At 62.2% G+C, this 18,929-nt stretch carries 17 protein-coding genes; 9 read left to right on the top strand and 8 right to left on the bottom strand.

Annotation, left to right across the window (positions count from 1 at the left end):
• Position 1: 1 nt before the first annotated feature.
• The 8 genes from VW35_RS10770 (at position 2) to VW35_RS10735 (ending at position 7,349) form a co-directional block, all read left to right on the top strand.
• Positions 2-643: a nicotinate-nucleotide adenylyltransferase gene (locus VW35_RS10770; protein WP_244465875.1), complete on the top strand. Its 642-nt coding sequence runs from the start codon at positions 2-4 to the stop codon at positions 641-643.
• 177 nt (positions 644-820) lie between these two features.
• Entirely contained in the window at positions 821-1,213 is a 393-nt protein-coding gene (rsfS, locus tag VW35_RS10765) for a ribosome silencing factor (RefSeq protein ID WP_083982648.1), read from the top strand.
• A gap of 36 nt (positions 1,214-1,249) precedes the next feature.
• Positions 1,250-1,732, top strand: coding sequence for a 23S rRNA (pseudouridine(1915)-N(3))-methyltransferase RlmH (gene rlmH / locus VW35_RS10760; protein ID WP_046143011.1), 483 nt, complete (start codon positions 1,250-1,252; stop codon positions 1,730-1,732).
• A 155-nt stretch (positions 1,733-1,887) separates the two neighbouring features.
• A complete protein-coding gene (locus tag VW35_RS10755; RefSeq protein ID WP_083982647.1) occupies positions 1,888-3,387 on the top strand; it encodes a murein hydrolase activator EnvC family protein in 1,500 nt (499 codons plus the stop codon).
• Between the two features lie 6 nt (positions 3,388-3,393).
• Positions 3,394-4,785, top strand: a complete 1,392-nt coding sequence (locus VW35_RS10750) for a S41 family peptidase (RefSeq protein ID WP_052951651.1) — start codon at positions 3,394-3,396, stop codon at positions 4,783-4,785.
• Between the two features lie 90 nt (positions 4,786-4,875).
• On the top strand, positions 4,876-6,015 hold the full coding sequence (locus tag VW35_RS10745) for a divergent polysaccharide deacetylase family protein (protein ID WP_046143010.1): 1,140 nt from the start codon (positions 4,876-4,878) through the stop codon (positions 6,013-6,015).
• A gap of 106 nt (positions 6,016-6,121) precedes the next feature.
• Positions 6,122-6,658: an RNA pyrophosphohydrolase gene (locus VW35_RS10740; protein WP_425283765.1), complete on the top strand. Its 537-nt coding sequence runs from the start codon at positions 6,122-6,124 to the stop codon at positions 6,656-6,658.
• Positions 6,659-6,662: 4 nt separating this feature from the next.
• Complete coding sequence (locus tag VW35_RS10735) at positions 6,663-7,349, top strand: aspartate/glutamate racemase family protein (protein ID WP_046143008.1); 687 nt, start codon at positions 6,663-6,665, stop codon at positions 7,347-7,349.
• Here the strand turns inward: VW35_RS10735 and VW35_RS20610 are convergent.
• The 8 genes from VW35_RS20610 to VW35_RS10695 all read right to left on the bottom strand — a co-directional run bounded on the left by VW35_RS20610 (position 7,346) and on the right by VW35_RS10695 (position 17,721).
• Positions 7,346-9,499 (bottom strand): methyl-accepting chemotaxis protein, encoded by a 2,154-nt coding sequence (locus VW35_RS20610; protein WP_052951650.1) that lies wholly within the window; start codon positions 9,497-9,499, stop codon positions 7,346-7,348. The two genes, VW35_RS10735 and VW35_RS20610, sit on opposite strands and share 4 nt — an antisense overlap.
• 203 nt (positions 9,500-9,702) lie before the next feature.
• The gene (locus tag VW35_RS10725) at positions 9,703-10,125 is read right to left on the bottom strand and encodes a F0F1 ATP synthase subunit epsilon (RefSeq protein ID WP_046143007.1); all 423 of its coding nucleotides are present in this window, start codon (positions 10,123-10,125) and stop codon (positions 9,703-9,705) included.
• A 186-nt stretch (positions 10,126-10,311) separates the two neighbouring features.
• Positions 10,312-11,751: a F0F1 ATP synthase subunit beta gene (atpD, locus tag VW35_RS10720; protein WP_046143006.1), complete on the bottom strand. Its 1,440-nt coding sequence runs from the start codon at positions 11,749-11,751 to the stop codon at positions 10,312-10,314.
• A gap of 21 nt (positions 11,752-11,772) precedes the next feature.
• Positions 11,773-12,657, bottom strand: coding sequence for a F0F1 ATP synthase subunit gamma (locus VW35_RS10715; RefSeq protein ID WP_046143005.1), 885 nt, complete (start codon positions 12,655-12,657; stop codon positions 11,773-11,775).
• A 22-nt stretch (positions 12,658-12,679) separates the two neighbouring features.
• Positions 12,680-14,215, bottom strand: coding sequence for a F0F1 ATP synthase subunit alpha (gene atpA / locus VW35_RS10710; RefSeq protein WP_046143004.1), 1,536 nt, complete (start codon positions 14,213-14,215; stop codon positions 12,680-12,682).
• Positions 14,216-14,776: a F0F1 ATP synthase subunit delta gene (locus tag VW35_RS10705; protein WP_046143086.1), complete on the bottom strand. Its 561-nt coding sequence runs from the start codon at positions 14,774-14,776 to the stop codon at positions 14,216-14,218.
• A 315-nt stretch (positions 14,777-15,091) separates the two neighbouring features.
• A complete protein-coding gene (locus tag VW35_RS10700) occupies positions 15,092-15,409 on the bottom strand; it encodes a hypothetical protein (RefSeq protein WP_152662559.1) in 318 nt (105 codons plus the stop codon).
• Between the two features lie 143 nt (positions 15,410-15,552).
• Positions 15,553-17,721 carry a primosomal protein N' gene (locus VW35_RS10695; protein ID WP_046143085.1) on the bottom strand — a complete coding sequence of 723 codons (2,169 nt, stop codon included), beginning with the start codon at positions 17,719-17,721 and terminating at the stop codon, positions 15,553-15,555.
• A gap of 236 nt (positions 17,722-17,957) precedes the next feature.
• Between VW35_RS10695 and VW35_RS10690 the strand changes: the two genes are divergently transcribed.
• Positions 17,958-18,887: a tyrosine recombinase XerC gene (locus VW35_RS10690; protein ID WP_046143002.1), complete on the top strand. Its 930-nt coding sequence runs from the start codon at positions 17,958-17,960 to the stop codon at positions 18,885-18,887.
• The last annotated feature ends 42 nt before the right edge of the window (positions 18,888-18,929 follow it).

The raw sequence follows: 18,929 nt of genomic DNA, 5'->3' as shown, positions 1-18,929 counted from the left end.
CGTGACCCTTTATTCATCCGTCCGTATTCCCGGCGTCACCGACCTGCCGCCCTCGGCGCGCGGCATGCGCATCGGCCTTTTCGGTGGCAGCTTTAATCCCATCCATGCCGGGCACCTGCTGGTGATGGAGGAGACGCTGCGCCGTCTCGAGCTCGATGCCATGTGGGTTTTGGTGACGCCCGGCAATCCGCTCAAGAACCACGACGAGCTGCGTCCGCTCGCCGAACGCGTCCGTGCGGCGCGCGAGGCCATAGCCAATCCCCGCATCCATGTCACCGGCTTCGAGGCTCAAAAAGGGTTCCGCTACACCTGGCAGACGGTGCGCTTTCTCGCCCAGGCCCTGCCGGATCGGAAATTCGTCTGGATCATGGGCGCCGATAGCCTGGCCGATTTTCACCGCTGGGAACGCTGGCAGGACATTGCCGCCACCCTGCCGATCGCAGCCTATGCCCGCCCCGGCGCATCCCATCGCGCGCTGGCTTCGCGCACCGCCCTGGCGCTCGCCCATGGGCAGATCGACCAAGAAGACGCTTCGATCCTCGCGCGCCTTCCTGCCCCTGCCTGGGTTTATCTCCACGGACGCCAGTCTTCGCTGTCTTCGACCGCCATCCGGGCGCGAAAACCCCAGGTTAACGAGAATTAAACTCCCGATCTTGCGAAAAACCGCGCGAAAGCGCATATTCGGTGAAGTGATCGCTGTCTTCGGAACAGGAAAGAACGGCTTGCCGTTTGCCCAGACGACGCAATATTCCGATCAACAACCAAGGATGTTGACCCAAAGCATGACCCATGCGCGCGCATGGGCAGAAGGCCGTTTCTAATGGCTGCGCTGCCCACCAATACGGTTTCGACCGCTCCGGCCCCGGCCGCTCCGACCGATATCTCCCTTGTCGAGCTGATCCTCAATACGCTCGATGACGCCAAGGCTGAAGAAACGGTCTCGGTCGATATCACCGGAAAATCCTCGCTTGCCGACCACATGATCGTGACCTCCGGTCGCTCCCAGCGCCATGTCGGCGCCGTGGCGGACCAGATCATCAGCGCCCTGCGTGACAAGGGTTTTGGCAAGCCGCGCGTCGAAGGCCTGCCGCATTGCGATTGGGTTCTGGTCGATACCGGCGATGTGATCGTCCATATCTTCCGCCCCGAAGTGCGCGAATTTTATAACATCGAAAAGATGTGGCAGGCGGACTTCGCCGCCGACGCCCACTGACCCCGGCGCCGGCCGGGCCGGCGTAAGGATATTTTCATGCGCATCGCCATAGCGGCCGTGGGCCGGATGAAGTCCGGCCCCGAGCGCGAACTCGTGTCCCGCTATCTCGATCGGGCCGTCGCGAGCGGCAAACCGCTGGCGCTGACGGGTTTTGAGGTCTTTGAACTCAACGAATCCCGCGCCGGCTCCGCCGCTGCCCGAAAGGTCGAAGAAGCCAAAGGGCTTCGCGCGGCCTTGCCCGAAGGTATCGTCGTCGGGCTCGATGAGCGCGGCAAGTCGGTCAGTTCCGAAGCATTCGCGGGCCTGCTCCAGCGCTGGCGCGACGAGGGCCGGCCAGCCGTCTCCTTCGTCATTGGCGGCGCCGATGGCATTGATCCCGATTATGTGCGTACCATGGATATGACCCTCAGCTTCTCGCCCATGGTCTGGCCGCATCAACTGGTGCGCATCATGCTCGCCGAACAGCTATATCGCGCCACCACCATTCTTGCCGGCCACCCCTATCATCGCGGCGATTGACTGCCTTAATTTGAGCGTCTAGGCGCCTTAGGGCACGAGATGCGTCGCGGCAATTTATGGTTAAGCGCCGTTAACCAGTGGTTTTCCAGCCCTTTGCTAATGTCGCGGCAGTGATTCGGGATGCCGTCCGGCGGAACGGGTGTTCAGGAGTGTCCATGCCGGTTGGTCCGGACCATATCGTCAGAGCTATGCTCGGCGGCATCGTGCTCGCTGGCAGCCTCGCGCTGCCACTGCTTGCCCAGTCCGTGACAGCACCCTCGACACCCCCCCCTGCCGCAACAACGACAGAAGCCGAGCCGGCTGACGCCACGCTGCCCGCCGCGACCACACCGGCTCCGGCTGAAACGACGACCACCACCGTCCCGGCGACGACCGCAGAGACACCGGCATCGCCGACCGCTACCCCGCCCTCAGGAGAAGCAACGCCACCTGCCGATGCCGTAGCGCCGCCCGCCGATGGTGCCGATACGGCGGCCAACAGCGCTGCCGATCTCGAGGAAATCGAAGCTAGCCTGCAATTGAGCCGCGAGCGCATCGATGAACTCAAGGCCGAGATCGCCGAGATGGAAGGCGATCGCACTCGGCAGAACGCCGCCCTCATCGCCGCCGGCCAGCGCGTCAAGCTCGCCGAAATCGAGGTCGCCGATGTAGAGGAGCGGCTGTCCAATCTCATCGTTGAGGAGCTCGAAGTGCGCGGCCGCCTCGATGGCGCCGATGCCGAGATCGCCAATGTCCTGGCGGCGCTCGAGCGCATCTCTCTCAATCCGCCGCCGGCGCTGATCGTCGACCCCAGCGACGCCCTCGGCTCGGCCCGCGGCGCCATGCTCATCGCCTCGATCGTGCCGCAGCTGCGCGCCCGCGCCGAATCCGTCAGCACCGACCTCAAGGCGCTGATGACCATCAAGGAGCAGGCCCTCGCCGAAGAGCAGACGCTCAAGTCCAATTATGCCGTGCTTGAAGAAGAACAGCTGCGCATCGCTACCCTGATCGCAGCCCGTAAGCAGGGCATCCAACAGGTTGGCGCCCAGCTCGATACCGAAGAACAGGCCGCCCTTGAACTTGCCGAACGGGCCAGTACGCTTCGCGAACTCATCGATGCCCTATCGGCCCGTGCCAACCAGGCGTCGACGCCGGCGCCTGCCGCGTCCGACATGCCGCAGCTTTCGCCCGAAGCGATCCGCGTTGCCTTTGCCAATGCCGCGCGCACCGAGCCGGCCGTGCCCTTCCCCATGGCCCGCGGCTATCTCGATCAGCCCGCCAATGGGGTTACGGTCGTCCAGTTCGGCACGAGCGATGGATTTGGCGGCATTTCGCAGGGTCAGTCGATCGTCACGCGCGCCGAAGCCCAGGTGGTTGCGCCGGCCGATGGCTGGGTGCTCTACAAGGGCCCCTATCTCAATTATGGCCAGATCATCATTCTCAATACCGGCCAGGGCTACACCGCGCTACTGGCCGGGCTCGAAACCATTTCGGTCGATATCGGGCAGTTCGTCCAGATGGGCGAACCGCTCGGCCAGATGGGATCACGCACAATTGGACGGACGGTGACGACCAACGCTGGCAACGCCCAACCGACCCTTTATATTGAGCTGCGACAGAACAACGAGCCCATCGACCCGGAAGGCTGGTGGGCTCAAAACGAACAGACGGGATGAAACTTCATGCGCTTGTCCACCCTTCGCGCCGCCGCCTTCGGTGTGGCGCTGCTTGTGCCGGCCGCCGGGCTGCTTGCACAGGATCAGCCTCCGGCTCCTGATGCGCCGGTGGAGGCGCCCAATCCCTCTGGCGAACAGCCCGAGCCGACACCTGAAGAGCTAGCCAAGGAACCCCGCGATCCGCTTCAGGTCTATGCCGACCTCAACCTGTTCGGCGAAATCTTCGACCGTATCCGCGCCGAGTATGTCGATCCGCCCGATGAACAGGAGCTGATCCGCGCCGCCATCCAGGGCATGCTGTCCTCGCTCGATCCGCATTCGGGCTACCTGCCGCCGGCCGATTACGATGAAATGCGCGAAGACACCTCCGGCGAATTCGGCGGGCTCGGCATTGAAGTGACGATGGAAGAAGGGGCCATCAAGGTCATCTCCCCCATCGACGATACGCCAGCCGCCAAGGCCGGCATCATGGCCAACGATTTCATCGTCGAGCTTGACGGCACCTCGATCCAGGGGCTGTCGCTCGATGAAGCTGTCGCCAAGATGCGTGGCCCGATCGGGACCGATATTACCGTCACGGTCGTGCGCGAAGGCGTCACCGATCCGCTCAAGTTCACCCTCACCCGCGCCACCATCGCCATGCGCGCCGTGCGCTGGAACATGGATGGCGACGTGGCAGTCCTCCGCCTCTCACGCTTCTCGGCCCAGGCCTATATCGGCATCGAAAATGCCATCAAGGACATCTATGCCGAACGCGACGGCAAGGCGCCCAAGGGCATCATTCTGGATCTGAGAAACAATCCTGGCGGTCTTGTCGATCAGGCCGTCTATGTTGCCGATGCCTTCCTCAAGCAGGGTGCAGTCGTTCTCACCCGTGGCCGCACCGAAACCGAAAGCGCACGCTATGATGCGCAGCCCGATCCGCTCGACGAACAGCTCGCCGATGTGCCCCTGGTCGTGCTGATCAACGGCGGCTCGGCTTCCGCATCGGAAATCGTCGCCGGTGCCCTCCAGGATCACAAGCGTGCCACCTTGGTCGGCACGCGTTCCTTCGGCAAGGGTTCGGTCCAGTCGATCATTTCGCTTGGCCCCGATGGCGCCATGCGTCTGACGACGGCCCGGTACTACACGCCCAACAATCGCTCGATTCAGGCGCTCGGCATCACCCCCGATATCGATATCCGCCAGGTGGTGCCCGAAGAATTCCAGGGCCGTGACGAGATCGTCGGCGAAGCCGGGCTTGCCGGACACATCAAGATCGAAGGCCAGGAAGAAAGCACTGTCGGCTCGTCGGTCTATGTACCGCAGGAGCCGGCGGACGACGCCCAGCTGCAATTCGCGATCAAGCTGATCAATGGCGAGGAAGCCAACCCCGCCTACCCACCCAAGGCCGAATAGGGCCTGACGTGCTAGACTGGTCGCGTGGGTCTGATTCGCCCACGCGACCCCCACTTTTCTCGCTTCCCGGGGTAAGAGGCCGGACTGCCAATGGCCAATGACCTATCGACGCCTCTGACCGGTCGCAAGCAGCGGGCCAAGCGCACGCTTGGCCGTCCGCATCTTCCCATTGCCCGTATCCTCTTCGGTCTCATCGCGCTTGGCGCCATCGGCGTTGCCGCGCGCCTCGTGCTCGTGGACGATCCCATGGGCGGACGCCCGAGCCAGGAAGCCGGCATCGTCAACAACCAGATCGGCAACAGCGTTGCCGACAATACCGCCTCGGGCCCGGCCACCATCACTGCCGATCCCGGCGAGTTTCCCGCTGGCGGCTCGATCACGACGCTTCCCGGCCCCGGCGTGACCGGTGCATCGCCCGAAGCTCCGCCCGCCACCAACGAATTCGGTCTTGTTGCCGATTTGACCGAAGAGACTGCCAACGGCCCCATCCCGCGAATGTCGGGCACCGGTGAAACGCCGTTTGCGGCCTATAAATATCAGTTCGACGCGGCCAGCGCCGGCGCCGGTCCAAAGATCGCGCTAATTGTCACCGGCCTCGGCATCAATGAGCAGGGCTCGCTTGACGCCATCGCCCAATTACCCGATCTCGTGACCCTGGCCTTTGCGCCCTATGGCAAGGCTCTGGTGCAGACTGTGACCGCAGCGCGCGGCGGCGGCCATGAAGTCATGCTCGAAGTACCCCTCGAGCCGTTCGATTATCCGCAGAACGATCCTGGTCCGCACACGCTCCTCACCGGCGAGGCGCCGCGCCAGAACCTTGAAAAGCTTTTTTGGCTGATGGCGCGCTTTGGCGGTTATTTTGGCCTCATCAACAATATGGGCGCGCGTTTCACCGCCTCCTCGGGCGATTTCAGCCCCATCATGGAAGAGCTCGGCGCACGCGGCCTTGGCTATATCGACGACGGTTCATCCAACCGCTCGGTCTCCGAGCAGCTCGCCAGCGCCAATAAGGTGCCCTATGCGCGCGCCAGCGTGTTGATCGATGCCAATCCGGCCCGCGCATCCATTCTCTCAGCGCTGGACAGCCTTGAAGCCGAGGCGCTGGAACATGGCAGCGCAATTGGTATTGTCAGTGCGTTGCCCATCTCCATCCAGACCATTTCCGAATGGTCGGCCGAACTCGATGGCAAGGGCATTGCGCTGGTGCCTGCCAGTGCGTTGATGCAATAAGCCTGTCTCCCGAACGTGCTAGCCGGTTAGGGACGAGACACGCGACAACAAAGGCAAGGGCTCCTGCCGCGTCCCGAGGGATCCGATGGAGCCGTTGAATAATGACATGTCCAGCATTCCCGACCGTGACGCCCTGCCCTATCGCGATTGTGTCGGCATCGCCGTCTTCAACCGCGACGGCAATGTCTTTATCGGCCGGCGCAAGGGTTCGGACGATCCGGAGCGTTCGGCCGATTTCGACGCGCCCTGGCAAATGCCTCAAGGCGGCATCGACAAGGGCGAAGACCCATTGCGGGCCGCGCTGCGCGAGCTCTACGAAGAAACCAATATCACCGCCGTCAGCCTCCTCGCCGAAGCGCCGGAGTGGATCTATTATGATCTGCCAGAGGATATGCTCGGCAAGGCGCTCAAGGGAAAATATCGCGGCCAGCGCCAGCGCTGGTTCGCCTTCGCCTTTACCGGTGATGACAGCGAAATTGACGTCGAAGCGCCCGGCGGCGGCAAGTTCCACGCCGAGTTCGAAGCCTGGCGGTGGGAGCGCCTGTCACGGACACCCGGGCTGATCGTCCCTTTCAAGCGCGAGGCCTATGAAAAGGTCGTCGAGGCCTTTATCGATATTCCGCAACGCTTCACTCACGTTTGACACCATGAAAACCATTGGCCTCATCGGCGGCATGAGCTGGGAATCGACCGCTCATTATTACCGCATCCTTAATCAGGAAACCGCGCGGCGTCTCGGCGGCCTTCATTCGGCACCCGTGCTCATCGACTCGGTCGATTTCGCGCCCATCGCCCAGATGCAATCCGATGGTCAATGGGACGAAGCGGGCGACCTTCTCAACCGTTCGGCCAAACGCCTCGCAGCGGCCGGCGCAGAGGTCATCGGCCTAGCCACCAACACCATGCATCTCGTCGCCGATCGCATGATGAATGGCGTCGATGCCCAGTTTGTGCACATCGCCGACCCAACGGCATCCGAATTGTTAACCGACGGGTACCGAACTGTCGGCCTATTGGGCACGCGGTTCACGATGGAAATGCCGTTCTACCGCGAACGTCTCGAAGCCCGCGGTCTTGTCTCGCTCATCCCCGAAGTCGAGCGCACGAACCTCAACGGCATCATCTATGATGAGCTGGTGCGCGGCATCATTCGCGAAGAGTCCCGCCGCGTTTATGTCGATGCGATCGGCCGCCTCGCCGCCCGCGGCGCCGAAGCGGTCATTCTCGGCTGCACTGAAATCGGCATGCTGATCGACGATTCCGTCAGCCCGCTGCCGGTCTATGACACGACCGATCTCCACGCCCGCGCCCTGGTCTCCGCCGCTCTCGCCTAGGCTGCCCGGCGGACTCCAGACCGATCCTTGTTCTCGAGCTGGAAGACATCGACGATGAGGTCCAACGCTTGCGTCTGAGCCTCTGTCTGTTCGATCGCGGCATGGGTTTCCTCCACGAGCGCCGCATTGTGCTGCGTTGCTTCATCGAGCGAATGGATCGCCACGGTCACTTCGCGAATCGACGCTGCCTGGTCCCGGCTCGCCTTGGCGATGGAGCGCACGAGATCGGTATTTTTCTGCATGGTCGCAAGCATTTGCAGGAGCTTGTCGCCGGCAGCCGCCACCAGTTCCTCCCCGCTCCGCACTTCATTGCCGCTCTTCTGGACGAGCTCCTTCACTTCAGACGAGGCCTGCGCCGTTGATTGTGCCAACCGTCGCACTTCCACCGCAACGACTGCAAAGCCCTTGCCCGCTTCCCCTGCCCGCGCCGCCTCGACCGAGGCATTGAGCGCAAGCAGATTGGTCTGGAAGGCAATGTCGTCGATGAGCCCGATGATGTTGGCGATCTGCGCCGAGGAGCGCGTGATCCGCTGCATGGCTTCGGTGGCGGCAGTCATCACCGCCCCGCTCTCCTCGGCGACGAGAGCCGCGGCCGCGGTTTTGTCCGAAGCCTCTTCAGCACGGCCGGCATTGTCGACGACGGTGCCGGCGAGCGCTTCCATGGCCGCCGAAGTTTGCTCGATCGTCGCCGCCTGGCGCGAGGTTCGGTCGGAAAGATCATTCGCCCCACTCAGCAATTCGCCGCTCGCGACCCGGAGCGAGCGCGCCGTGGTTTGAAGCTGGTGCATCACGTCGGCAAAGCGCGCGACGGTGCCATTGAGCGCGTGGCGCAGGTCTTCGAATTCGCTGGCAAAGGGCGTCGTGATTTCGCCTGTCAGGTCACCCTCGGCAAGCCGCTTGAGCCCCTCGCCGAGCGCTGCCACAGATTGCTTGCGCGCGGTGACGTCGGTTGCGAACTGCACGATCTTATAGGGTTTTCCATCTGCATCAGCGATGGGCGTAAAGGTGCTCTGGATCCAAACCTCGCTGCCATCCCGACGCCGCCGCCGATACTCGCCGCTCTTGAACTCACCCGCCGAAAGATCGATCCAGAACTGCTTATAGACCTGGCTCTTGGGGTCGGCATCGAAAAGAAATAAGGCATTGGGCTGACCGACAATATCGGCGAGTCGGTATCCGAGAAGCTCAAGAAAGTTCTCGTTGGCGCTCCTGACGGTGCCGTCGAGGTCGAACTCGACAACGATCTGCGACCGGGATATCGCCTGCAATTGCCCGGTATGGTCGGCAGCTTCCGCCAAGTGCTGCTCGGCCTGGGCATCGAGCGCCGCCTTTTCCTGTGCGTTGCGCCGGAAAATCTCGACGGCATGAGCCATGTCCCCAAGTTCGTTGCGGTTCTGCAGATAAGGGATCTCGTGGGCGAGATCGCCCTCGGCGATGGCCTTCATAGACTGAGAAAGTCTCGGAATAGGCCGTGTAATGATCCGAGAGACCATCAACGCAGAAGCCCCTAGAACCAGAACGGCCCCGGCAACGATCCCGCCAAGCACCAGCATGGACCGGTTGAGTACCGCCTCGATCGGCGCCCGCGCGACGGCGACCATCAAGGCGCCGATGACGGTTCCGTCCTCTCGCGCAATCGGCTGGTATCGCACGAAATAGCCTTTTCCGTCGACAAGAGCCGTCTCGGTCGCCGACGCATTGGCTGCAAGCGTTCTGAAGAGCACCGTATCGGGGGCGATCGGCCGGTTGAGAAGACGCTCCCCGTTGGAATCGATAAGGCTCGTCGTCCCGACTGTGAAATCAGGCGACTGTTCGGGATCAAGCACGTAGATTGCGACCTGCTGTCCAGCAACGTTGGCGATCGCATCGATCATATCGTGGCTGCGGAGCCGGGGCATGCTGCGGCTCGTCAGGCGCTCGACATTGCCGGCGTCGTCCACCGTCACTTCGAGATTGGGCAGGTTCACCTGCAGAATCTGGGCCGCAATGCGGGTCGATGAGGTGATCGCGGCACCCGCGTCGCGGCTCACCGAACTCGAGAGCGTGACATAAAGGCCCGCGAGGATCACGAGCCCGGCAAGCAGAATGCCGGCAATGGACATCGCGGCAATAACGAGGGTCAGTCGGGCATGGCTGAGCAATCGAAACATGTCGTGTTCCTGGATAGCAATCGAAAGCAGGAAGGTTGGCGCTGGTGCCAGACTGCTTCACAACCGTTAACCAGGCGTTTCGGCGGCAGAAAAATCATGCAGCCTAAAGGGGTTGCTCACTTTTTGAGCACCCCCTCAACCGACGGGCCAAAGGAAAAGGGCCGCCCTCCCGGACGGCCCTTTTCAAATAACGTCAGAAAGGCTCAGTGCACGTGGCCTTCATTAAGCTGCTGCGCTTCGATGGCGAGGTTCAGGAGCGCACTGACGAACTGCTGCGCGTAAGACTTGTCTTCTGGCGTTTCCGCACGGGAAAGCTCTTCCTCGGCCGCACGAATCTGCGCCTGCAGATCGGTATGATCGAATTCTTTGAACGGCACGGATTCTTCGGCGAGGATCGTCAGGCCCACAGGCGACACATCCGCAAAGCCGCCGCGCACGAAGAAAATTTCGGCTGCATTGTCACCGGTCACTGTGATGAAGCCAGGACGAAGCGTCGTCATGAACGGCGCGTGGTCGGCCATTACCGTGAAGTAACCTTCGGTCCCTGGCACCGTCACGGACTGCACGGTCTGCGAAACCAGGAGGCGCTCGGGCGACACGATTTCGATCTTGAGGCCTTCAGCCATTTTCTTGGTCCCCTAGAGCGTTTTCGGCAAAAGTGGTTGCACTTTTGCGGTTCGAAAGCGCGACCACTAAAGTTTCGGAGCGATTGCATCGTTCAAGAACGGTGCAATTCGCTTGCGGAGAAAACCCGAAAGATCGGGTCTGGCGCTGGGCCCGTCGCGGACGATGGGCCCAGAGGTGGCAAAAGACTAGGCAGCCTGGGCTGCGAGCTTCTGGGCCTTGGCAACTGCGTCTTCGATGGTGCCGACCATGTAGAAGGCAGCTTCCGGCAGGTGGTCGTAGTCACCACGCACGAGGCCTGCAAAGCCCTTGATGGTGTCTTCGAGCTGCACGAACACGCCCGGCGAGCCGGTGAACACTTCGGCCACGTCGAAGGGCTGAGACATGAAGCGCTCGATCTTGCGGGCGCGGGCCACGGTCAGCTTGTCTTCTTCGGAAAGCTCATCCATGCCGAGGATGGCGATGATGTCCTGGAGAGCCTTGTACTTCTGCAGGATCGACTGCACCTGGCGGGCGGTGTCGTAGTGCTCCTGGCCGACAACGTTCGCGTCGAGAATACGCGAGTTCGAAGCCAGCGGGTCCACGGCCGGGTAGATGCCCTTTTCCGAGATCGCACGGTTGAGAACGGTCGTCGCGTCAAGGTGAGCGAAGGTCGTTGCCGGTGCAGGGTCGGTCAAGTCGTCGGCGGGCACGTAAACGGCCTGCACCGAGGTGATCGAACCCTTGGTGGTGGTGGTGATGCGTTCCTGCATCGCGCCCATGTCGGTCGACAGCGTCGGCTGGTAACCCACGGCGGAGGGGATACGGCCAAGCAGAGCCGACATTTCGGCGCCGGCCTGGGTGAAGCGGAAGATGTTGTCCACGAAGAACAGCACGTCCTGGCCCTTGTCGCGGAAGTTTTCAGCCACGGTCAGACCCGTCAGGGCCACGCGGGCACGGGCCCCCGGGGGCTCGTTCATCTGGCCGAACACGAGAGCGCACTTGGAGCCGGCGGCCGAGCCACCGTTCTCATGCGGGTCCTTGTTCACGCCCGATTCGATCATTTCATGATAGAGGTCGTTGCCTTCGCGGGTACGTTCACCGACGCCCGCGAACACCGAGTAACCACCGTGCGCCTTGGCGACGTTGTTGATCAGTTCCTGGATGAGAACGGTCTTGCCCACGCCGGCACCGCCGAAGAGGCCGATCTTGCCGCCGCGTGCATAGGGAGCGATGAGGTCGACGACCTTGATGCCGGTGACGAGAACTTCGCTTTCCGGGCTCTGCTCGACGAATTCTGGCGCGTCCTGGTGGATTTCGCGCTTGCCTTCGGCAGCGATCGGACCGGCTTCGTCGATCGGCTCACCGATGACGTTCATGATGCGGCCAAGGGTGGCATCGCCCACGGGCACGGAGATCGAAGCGCCGGTATCGGACACTTCGGTGCCGCGAACCAGACCTTCGGTCGTGTCCATGGCGATGGTGCGCACGGCGTTTTCGCCGAGGTGCTGGGCAACTTCCAGAACCAGGCGCTGGCCATTGTTGGTGGTTTCAAGCGCGTTCAGGATGGCGGGCAGGTGATCGTCGAACACCACGTCAACGACGGCGCCAATGACCTGCGAAACGCGTCCGGCCTTCTTATCTGCCATTTGTTCGTCCTCGCTGATGGGTTAGAGCGCTTCCGCGCCCGAGATGATTTCGATGAGCTCTTTGGTGATCTGGGCCTGACGCTGGCGGTTATAGCTCAGCTGCAGCTTTCCGATCATTTCGCCGGCATTGCGGGTCGCATTGTCCATGGCGGACATCTGCGCACCGTAGAACGAGGCGCTGTTTTCCAGCATAGCGCGGAAGATCTGCACGCTGATATTGCGCGGCAAGAGGTCTTCGACGATCGCTTCTTCGCTCGGCTCGTATTCGTAGACGACCGCGGCACTGGCAGAGCCTTCGCCTTGCGTCTTCTCGATCTTTGCCGGAATGATCTGGACCGCTTGCGGCACCTGGCTGATCACCGAGTTGAACTTGGCAAAGAACAGGGTCGCCACGTCGAATTCGCCGGCGGCGAATAGGGCCTGGACCTTCTGGGAGACTTCGCTGGCCTGCGCAAAGCCGATATTCTTGACTTCGCGATAGCTGATCGTCTCGATGATCTTGTCGGCAAACTGGCGCTTGAGGATGTCATTACCCTTGCGCCCGACGGTGAGAAACTTCACCGTCTTGCCTTCGGCCAATAGCTTGTTGGCGTGATCGCGCGCCAGACGCGCGATCGAAGAGTTGAAGCCGCCAGCCAAGCCACGCTCGCCGGTTGCGACAATCAGAAGATGCACCTGGTCCTTACCATTGCCACCGAGCAGCACGGGTGCGTTGGCCTGGCCGTCATACACGGCGGCAAGGCTCGAAAGCACCTGTTCCATGCGTTCGGCATAGGGGCGGGCAGCAACGGCTGCTTCCTGGGCGCGACGGAGTTTTGCCGCCGCGACCATCTGCATAGCCTTGGTGATCTTCTGGGTCGATTTGACCGAGTCGATCCGGTTCTTAAGATCCTTTAGCGACGGCATTGCCTGTCGTCTCCTTCAGGGCTCAGGCCGCGTAGGTCTTCTTGATGTCGTCGAGTGCCGACTTGAGCTTGGCGCGCGTATCGTCGCTCAGCTGCTTTTCGGCGGCGATAGTCTTGAGGAGGTCAGCGTGCTTGGAACGCAGGCCCGAAAGGACGTGCTTTTCAAAGTCCTGGACCTTGGCGACCGGAACGCTATCGAGATAGCCCTGGCCGCCGGCAAAGATCACCGCAACCTGTTCTTCGGTCTTAAGCGGAGAGAACTGCGGCTGCTTAAGCAGCTCAGTCAAACGCGCGCCACGGTTCAAGAGGCGCTGGGTCGCAGCGTCGAGGTCCGAACCGAACTGGGCAAAGGCCGCCATTTCGCGATACTGCGAGAGTTCGCCCTTGAGCGAGCCGGCAACCTGCTTCATCGCCTTGATCTGGGCCGAACCGCCAACGCGCGACACCGAGAGACCAACGTTCACGGCCGGACGGATGCCCTGGAAGAAGAGGTTGGTTTCAAGGAAGATCTGGCCGTCGGTGATCGAGATCACGTTGGTCGGGATATAGGCCGACACGTCGTTCGCCTGAGTTTCGATAACCGGCAGAGCGGTCAGCGAGCCAAGGCCATGGTCTTCGTTCATCTTGGCCGCGCGCTCGAGCAGGCGGCTGTGGAGATAGAACACGTCGCCCGGGTAAGCTTCGCGGCCCGGCGGACGGCGCAGCAGCAGCGACATCTGACGGTAGGCAACGGCCTGCTTGGTCAAATCGTCATAAGCGATCACGGCATGCTTGCCATTGTCGCGGAACCACTCGCCGATCGCGCAGCCGGTGAAGGGCGCGATGTACTGAAGCGGTGCCGGATCGGAAGCGGTTGCAGCGATCACGATCGAGTACTGGAGAGCACCCGATTCTTCGAGCTGACGCACGAACTGTGCGACGGTCGAACGCTTCTGGCCAACGGCGACATAGATGCAGAACAGCTTGTCGGTGTCCGAAGCGTTGGCGTCATGCGCCGGCTTCTGGTTGAGGAAGGTGTCGAGAATGATGGCAGTCTTGCCGGTCTGGCGGTCGCCGATAACGAGTTCGCGCTGGCCGCGGCCGATCGGGATCAGCGCGTCGATGGCCTTGAGGCCGGTCGACATGGGCTCATGCACCGACTTGCGCGGCAGGATGCCGGGAGCCTTGACGTCGACGCGGCGGCGTTCGGTGTGATCGATCGGGCCCTTGCCGTCGATCGGGTTGCCGAGGCCGTCGACCACGCGGCCGAGGAGGCCCGGACCGACCGGGGTGTCCACGATGGCGCCAGTACGCTTGACGACGTCGCCTTCCTTGATGGAGCGGTCATTGCCGAAGATCACGACGCCGACATTGTCGTTTTCAAGGTTGAGGGCCATGCCCTTCACGCCGCCCGGGAACTCGACGAGCTCACCGGCCTGCACCTTGTCGAGGCCATAGACGCGCGCAATGCCGTCACCGACGGAGAGCACCTGACCGACTTCGGAAACCTGGGCTTCCTGGCCGAAATTCTTGATCTGGTCCTTGAGGATCGCAGAAATTTCCGCGGCTTTGATGTCCATTTATCCGACCTCTTTCATGGCGACTTTCATCGCAGCGAGCTTTGTCTTGATTGAAGAATCGATCATCTGGCTGCCGACCTTCACCTGAAGGCCACCGATCAGCGAGGGATCGACGAATTGATTGAGCGTCACGGTCTTGCCCAGCTTCCCCTTGAGCGTTTCGCTCAGCGCCGAAGCCTGTTCGGCCGTCAGCGGGGCAGCTGAAGTGACCTCGGCGGTCATTTCGCCACGGGCGGCGGCGGCCAGCTCGCGGAAACCGACAATGATCGCGTCGAGCGCGAAGAGGCGACCGTTCTTTGCCACGAGGCGCAGGAAATTGGCCACCAGCGGATTGACCTGGGCGCGCTCGAGGATCGCGTTTAGTGCGGACGCTTTCGTATCACCCGAGATCACCGGGGAGCGCAGGTAGCGCGAAAAATCGTCGCTTTCGCCGATCAGGCGGGAAATATCGGAAAGGCCGGTTTCCACCGATGCCAGCTGATTCTCGCTCTGGGCGAGATCAAACAGCGCCGACGCATATGGCCGCGCGATCTGGGTAAGCACTGAATTCTGCGCTGCCAATGTCGCTTCACCCTCTTGTGTTGCCGCTCCCCGGGGAAACCGGGAGGGCTTATTCAACGCTTGGGACGTGTCCGGAAATGGGGCCCAAGTCGGACTACCCCTAGCCAGACCCCTTCAAGTCGGGCTCGCTCTAACACAAGCCAAGCGGCCCATGCAAGGCTGGGTCGCGTGATTCAATTGCGGTGAAAATGTCGCAGTCCCGTCAAGGCGCTTCAGGCCAGAAACGGGCAGCGCATCCATGGACCGGGAGAGCAGGAGAAGGCGGGGAAAAAAGACGGCCCGCCTCTTCTTGTCGAGGCGGGCGCCGGAAATAGATCAGGACGCTTTTTCTAGCCCTGCGGCCACACCGGCCAGCTGCTCGGAAACCTTTTCGTTTTCGACACGGCCGCTGACATTCTTGGTCTTTTCGGCGAGCGAGGCGAGCAGCTTCTTGACCGCATCGCCATCGATGTCGTCGGCGGTCAGCTTGCTCTTGAGCGAGTGGAGATCGCTCTGGATGCCCTTGACGCCGCTGACCTCGACATCCTTGAGCTGGTCTTCCCAATATTCGATCTGGCTGACGGCGGTCTTTGCGGCCATGGATTTAAGGCCCTTTTCGATCGCGTTGTTGAGCGTCGTAAAACGTGCCGGCATGGGGTGCTCCTCAGCGCTGGCGTCCAGCTCCACCATGGAGCCGGCACGTGAGCGCCACCTGCAATGGTGCGAGCCTCGATTCGGCTGCACATACGCTGTTCACATCTGTCGGATGGTCTATCGAGCAGCCGCGCCTGACGCGGTCACATGAAGCTCATCGGATCGATATCGATCTGAATCTTGATGTCGCCCTTCGGTTTTTCCGCGCTCGATAGCCAGAAGCGGACATAGCCGGACAAGTCGAAATCCTTGTTCGATTGGGCCAGCAGCCTGACCCGATGCCGCCCCCGGATCATCGCCACTGGCGCATCGGCGGGTCCAAAAAGCCGCACACCCTCGGCCATTGGGGCGGCCGAGAGCAGGCTTTTGGCAAAGTTCATCGCCGGGTCGTGCTCATTGGCCGAAATGATCAGCGCCGCGAGCCGCCCGAACGGCGGCATGCCGCCCGCTTCCCGCGCCAAAAGCTCCTGCGCGTAAAAGGCCTCGCGATCGCCCGAAACCATGGCTTTCATCACCGGATGATCGGGATGATAAGTTTGGAGAAACGCCTTGCCATGCCGCGACGCGCGACCGGCGCGCCCTGCCACCTGCGTTAAGATCTGGAACGTTCGTTCAGCCGCCCGCGGATCGCCATGAGCAAGCCCGAGATCGGCGTCGAGCACGCCAACCACCGAAAGCTTTTCGAAGTGGTGACCCTTCGAGACGAGCTGCGTGCCGATGATGAGATCATATTCGCCGCGCTCGACTTCGGCAAAACGCTGGCGAAGCTGGGCATGGCTGCCCATGTCGGTCGAGAGCAGCACGCGGCGGGCATCGGGAAAGCGCGTTGCCGCCTCTTCGGCGACCCGCTCGATGCCCGGCCCAACCGGCACGAGGCTATCGACCTGGCCGCATTCGCTGCAATGTTTGGGCGTGCGCACCTCGTGCCCGCAATGATGGCACATCAGGACGCCGCGAAAACGGTGTTCGACCATCCAGGCCGAACAATCGGGGCACTTATATTGATGTCCGCAGGCATTGCAGAGCGTCAGCGGCGCATAACCGCGCCGGTTGAGAAACAGCAGCGCCTGTTCCCCGCGATCGAGCGCTGCAAAAACTTCGCGCGCTAAGGATGGTGCAATCCAGCTGCCCTTTTCCGGCCCATCCATGCGCATGTCGATAGCGGTGATGTCGGGCATCGCCGCTTCGGCAAAGCGGCTTTCGAGCCGCACATGCGCATAGCGTCCGGAATTGGCATTGTTGCGCGATTCAACCGAGGGCGTTGCCGACGAAAGCACCACCCGTGCCCGCGAAAACTGCGCACGGACAATCGCCATGTCACGCGCGTGGTAGGTAAAGCCCTCCGACTGCTTATAGGCGCCGTCATGCTCCTCATCGAGCACCAGCAGCCCCAGTTCCCGGAACGGCAAGAACAAGGCCGAACGCGCACCCACCACGGCACGCACCGTCCCCTCGAGCACGCCGCGCCAGACCTTGGCCCGCTGCGTCGGCGTCATGTCCGAGTGCCATTCAGCAGGCCTCGTGCCGAAGCGGCGCGTAAAGCGATCGATAAACGTATTGGTCAGCGCGATTTCGGGCAAAAGGATCAGCGCCTGCCGCCCAGCCCGTAGCGTGTCGGCCACGGCTTCGAAAAAAACCTCGGTCTTGCCGCCGCCGGTCACGCCATCGAGAAGGGCGACACCAAACTGGTGCGGATCGAGCGACAGGATATCGGCAAGCGCCGCCTCCTGCTCGGGGTTGAGTTTGGAGGGGCTCGCATCCGGGTCGGGCGGCAGCACCACGGGCGGCGCCGCGATCTCGAGTTTTTCGACCGCTCCCGCCCGTTCGAGCCCATCGATCACCGATGTCGATACCCCCGTCGCCCCGACCAGCGCCGGCTTGGGCCAGGCCATGTCGTCCATCAGCGCATCGAGGACGCGCAGTCGCGCCGGTGTCAGCTTTTCCGGCTCGAGCCCGGTGCGGCGATAGGCGATAACGGGCTTTGGCGCGTCGAGCGCTTCTGGTGATCGCAATACCCCGCGCAACACCTGGCCTGGCGCGGCAAGCGTATAGCGCGCGACCCATTCGACGAGTCTCAGAAGCTCTTCGGAAAGCGCGGGCACGTCATAGACATGGGCGACATCGCGAAGGCGATTATGCGCGATGTTATCCTTGGGCGCGCCCCAGACGACGCCGAGGACCAGCCGGGGCCCAAGGGGTACTGCCACAATCGAGCCGCGCTCGACCGTCATGGTTTCTGGCACGCGATAGCTATAGGGGCCCTCAACGGCTACCCCCACCATCACTGCAACGATGTCCATTCGCACTTGCATCTGCGCCGTTCCGTTCGCACCGGCCATATCCGAATGCAAGCGATTCCGCCAAAGCGGCCATCCTGACATGGTCCGCTATATCGTTCACTTAATGTTCTTGTGAGCAAAAATCGAGCCGGATGATGAGCACGTCTCCGGCAGCGATCGGCTTGCTGCTCATTCGGGCTTATCCATATCGATTTGGCCGGCGCGATATTTCTAGAGATCGGTAACCCTCGCGCGCTAGACTGCCCGGCATGACCGACAGCGCCTTTGCCACCGATGCCTTTATCCAGTCCAAGATTACGCTCTGGATGCGCGAACTGGGATCGGTCAAGCGTCTCGCGCCCAAGACGCTCGAGGCCTATGGGCGCGATCTCTCGCAGTTCATGAGCTTTCTCGCAGGCCATCTGGGCGGCCCCGTCTCGCTCGAATCGCTCCGCGATCTCCGTGGCGCCGATATCCGCGCCTTCATGGCGAGGCGGCGCGAAGAGAGCCTCGGCTCCCGCTCCCTCGCGCGGGTCCTCTCGGCGCTCAAGAGTTTCTTTGCGTTTCTCGAGCGCGAAGGCGTTTTGACGACCGAAGCCCTCAACGCCATCCGTACTCCGAAAATCCCGCGCTCGCTGCCCAAGGCGCTGACCGTCATCGAGGCCAGGCAAACCATCGAGGCAACCGACGAGCTTGAAGACCGACCCTGGGTCGCCGCCCGCGACATGGCGGTCATTTCCCTCTGCTATGGTGCCGGCCTGCGTATTTCCGAAGCGCTGGCGCTGACCAAGGGCGATCTTGAAAGCGATGTGCTGCGCGTCACCGGCAAGGGCGGCAAGGTGCGCATGGTGCCCCTGATTGCCCCGGTGCGCCAGGCGATCGACACCTACCTCTCCCTCAGCCCCTTCAAGCTCTGGGCGGAAGACCCGTTGTTCCGCGGCGTGCGCGGCGGCGTCTTGTCGCCTCGGCTTATCCAGTTGCGCATGCAGCAATTGCGCAGCGCCCTCGGCCTGCCACCGTCAGCGACCCCCCACGCCCTGCGCCATTCCTTTGCAACACATCTTCTCGGCAAGGGCGGCGACCTCCGTGCCATCCAGGAATTACTGGGTCACGCGAGCCTTTCCACCACCCAGATCTATACTGCCGTCGATACCGAGCATCTTCTCGAAAGCTACGCCAGGGCCCATCCGCGCGGCTGATCTTTTCGCGCTGGACGGATTTTGCGAAACCGGACTTTCGGG

The sequence above is a fragment of the Devosia soli genome (genome assembly GCF_000970455.1).
GTDB lineage: Bacteria > Pseudomonadota > Alphaproteobacteria > Rhizobiales > Devosiaceae > Devosia > Devosia soli.
The sequence above is the reverse complement of the archived record's forward strand: the minus strand, read 5'-3'. Positions and strand labels throughout refer to the sequence as shown.

Bases quoted from the DNA above. Each gene is read 5' to 3' on its own strand.
- atpD (WP_046143006.1), bottom strand. From the start codon at position 11,751: ATGGCAGATAAGAAGGCCGGACGCGTTTCGCAGGTCATTGGCGCCGTC.
- rsfS (WP_083982648.1), top strand. From the start codon at position 821: ATGGCTGCGCTGCCCACCAATACGGTTTCGACCGCTCCGGCCCCGGCC.
- VW35_RS20610 (WP_052951650.1), bottom strand. From the start codon at position 9,499: ATGTTTCGATTGCTCAGCCATGCCCGACTGACCCTCGTTATTGCCGCG.
- VW35_RS10735 (WP_046143008.1), top strand. From the start codon at position 6,663: ATGAAAACCATTGGCCTCATCGGCGGCATGAGCTGGGAATCGACCGCT.
- VW35_RS10725 (WP_046143007.1), bottom strand. From the start codon at position 10,125: ATGGCTGAAGGCCTCAAGATCGAAATCGTGTCGCCCGAGCGCCTCCTG.
- atpA (WP_046143004.1), bottom strand. From the start codon at position 14,215: ATGGACATCAAAGCCGCGGAAATTTCTGCGATCCTCAAGGACCAGATC.
- VW35_RS10740 (WP_425283765.1), top strand. From the start codon at position 6,122: ATGTCCAGCATTCCCGACCGTGACGCCCTGCCCTATCGCGATTGTGTC.
- VW35_RS10690 (WP_046143002.1), top strand. From the start codon at position 17,958: ATGACCGACAGCGCCTTTGCCACCGATGCCTTTATCCAGTCCAAGATT.
- VW35_RS10755 (WP_083982647.1), top strand. From the start codon at position 1,888: ATGCCGGTTGGTCCGGACCATATCGTCAGAGCTATGCTCGGCGGCATC.
- VW35_RS10715 (WP_046143005.1), bottom strand. From the start codon at position 12,657: ATGCCGTCGCTAAAGGATCTTAAGAACCGGATCGACTCGGTCAAATCG.
- VW35_RS10695 (WP_046143085.1), bottom strand. From the start codon at position 17,721: ATGCAAGTGCGAATGGACATCGTTGCAGTGATGGTGGGGGTAGCCGTT.
- VW35_RS10745 (WP_046143010.1), top strand. From the start codon at position 4,876: ATGGCCAATGACCTATCGACGCCTCTGACCGGTCGCAAGCAGCGGGCC.
- VW35_RS10700 (WP_152662559.1), bottom strand. From the start codon at position 15,409: ATGCCGGCACGTTTTACGACGCTCAACAACGCGATCGAAAAGGGCCTT.
- VW35_RS10750 (WP_052951651.1), top strand. From the start codon at position 3,394: ATGCGCTTGTCCACCCTTCGCGCCGCCGCCTTCGGTGTGGCGCTGCTT.
- rlmH (WP_046143011.1), top strand. From the start codon at position 1,250: ATGCGCATCGCCATAGCGGCCGTGGGCCGGATGAAGTCCGGCCCCGAG.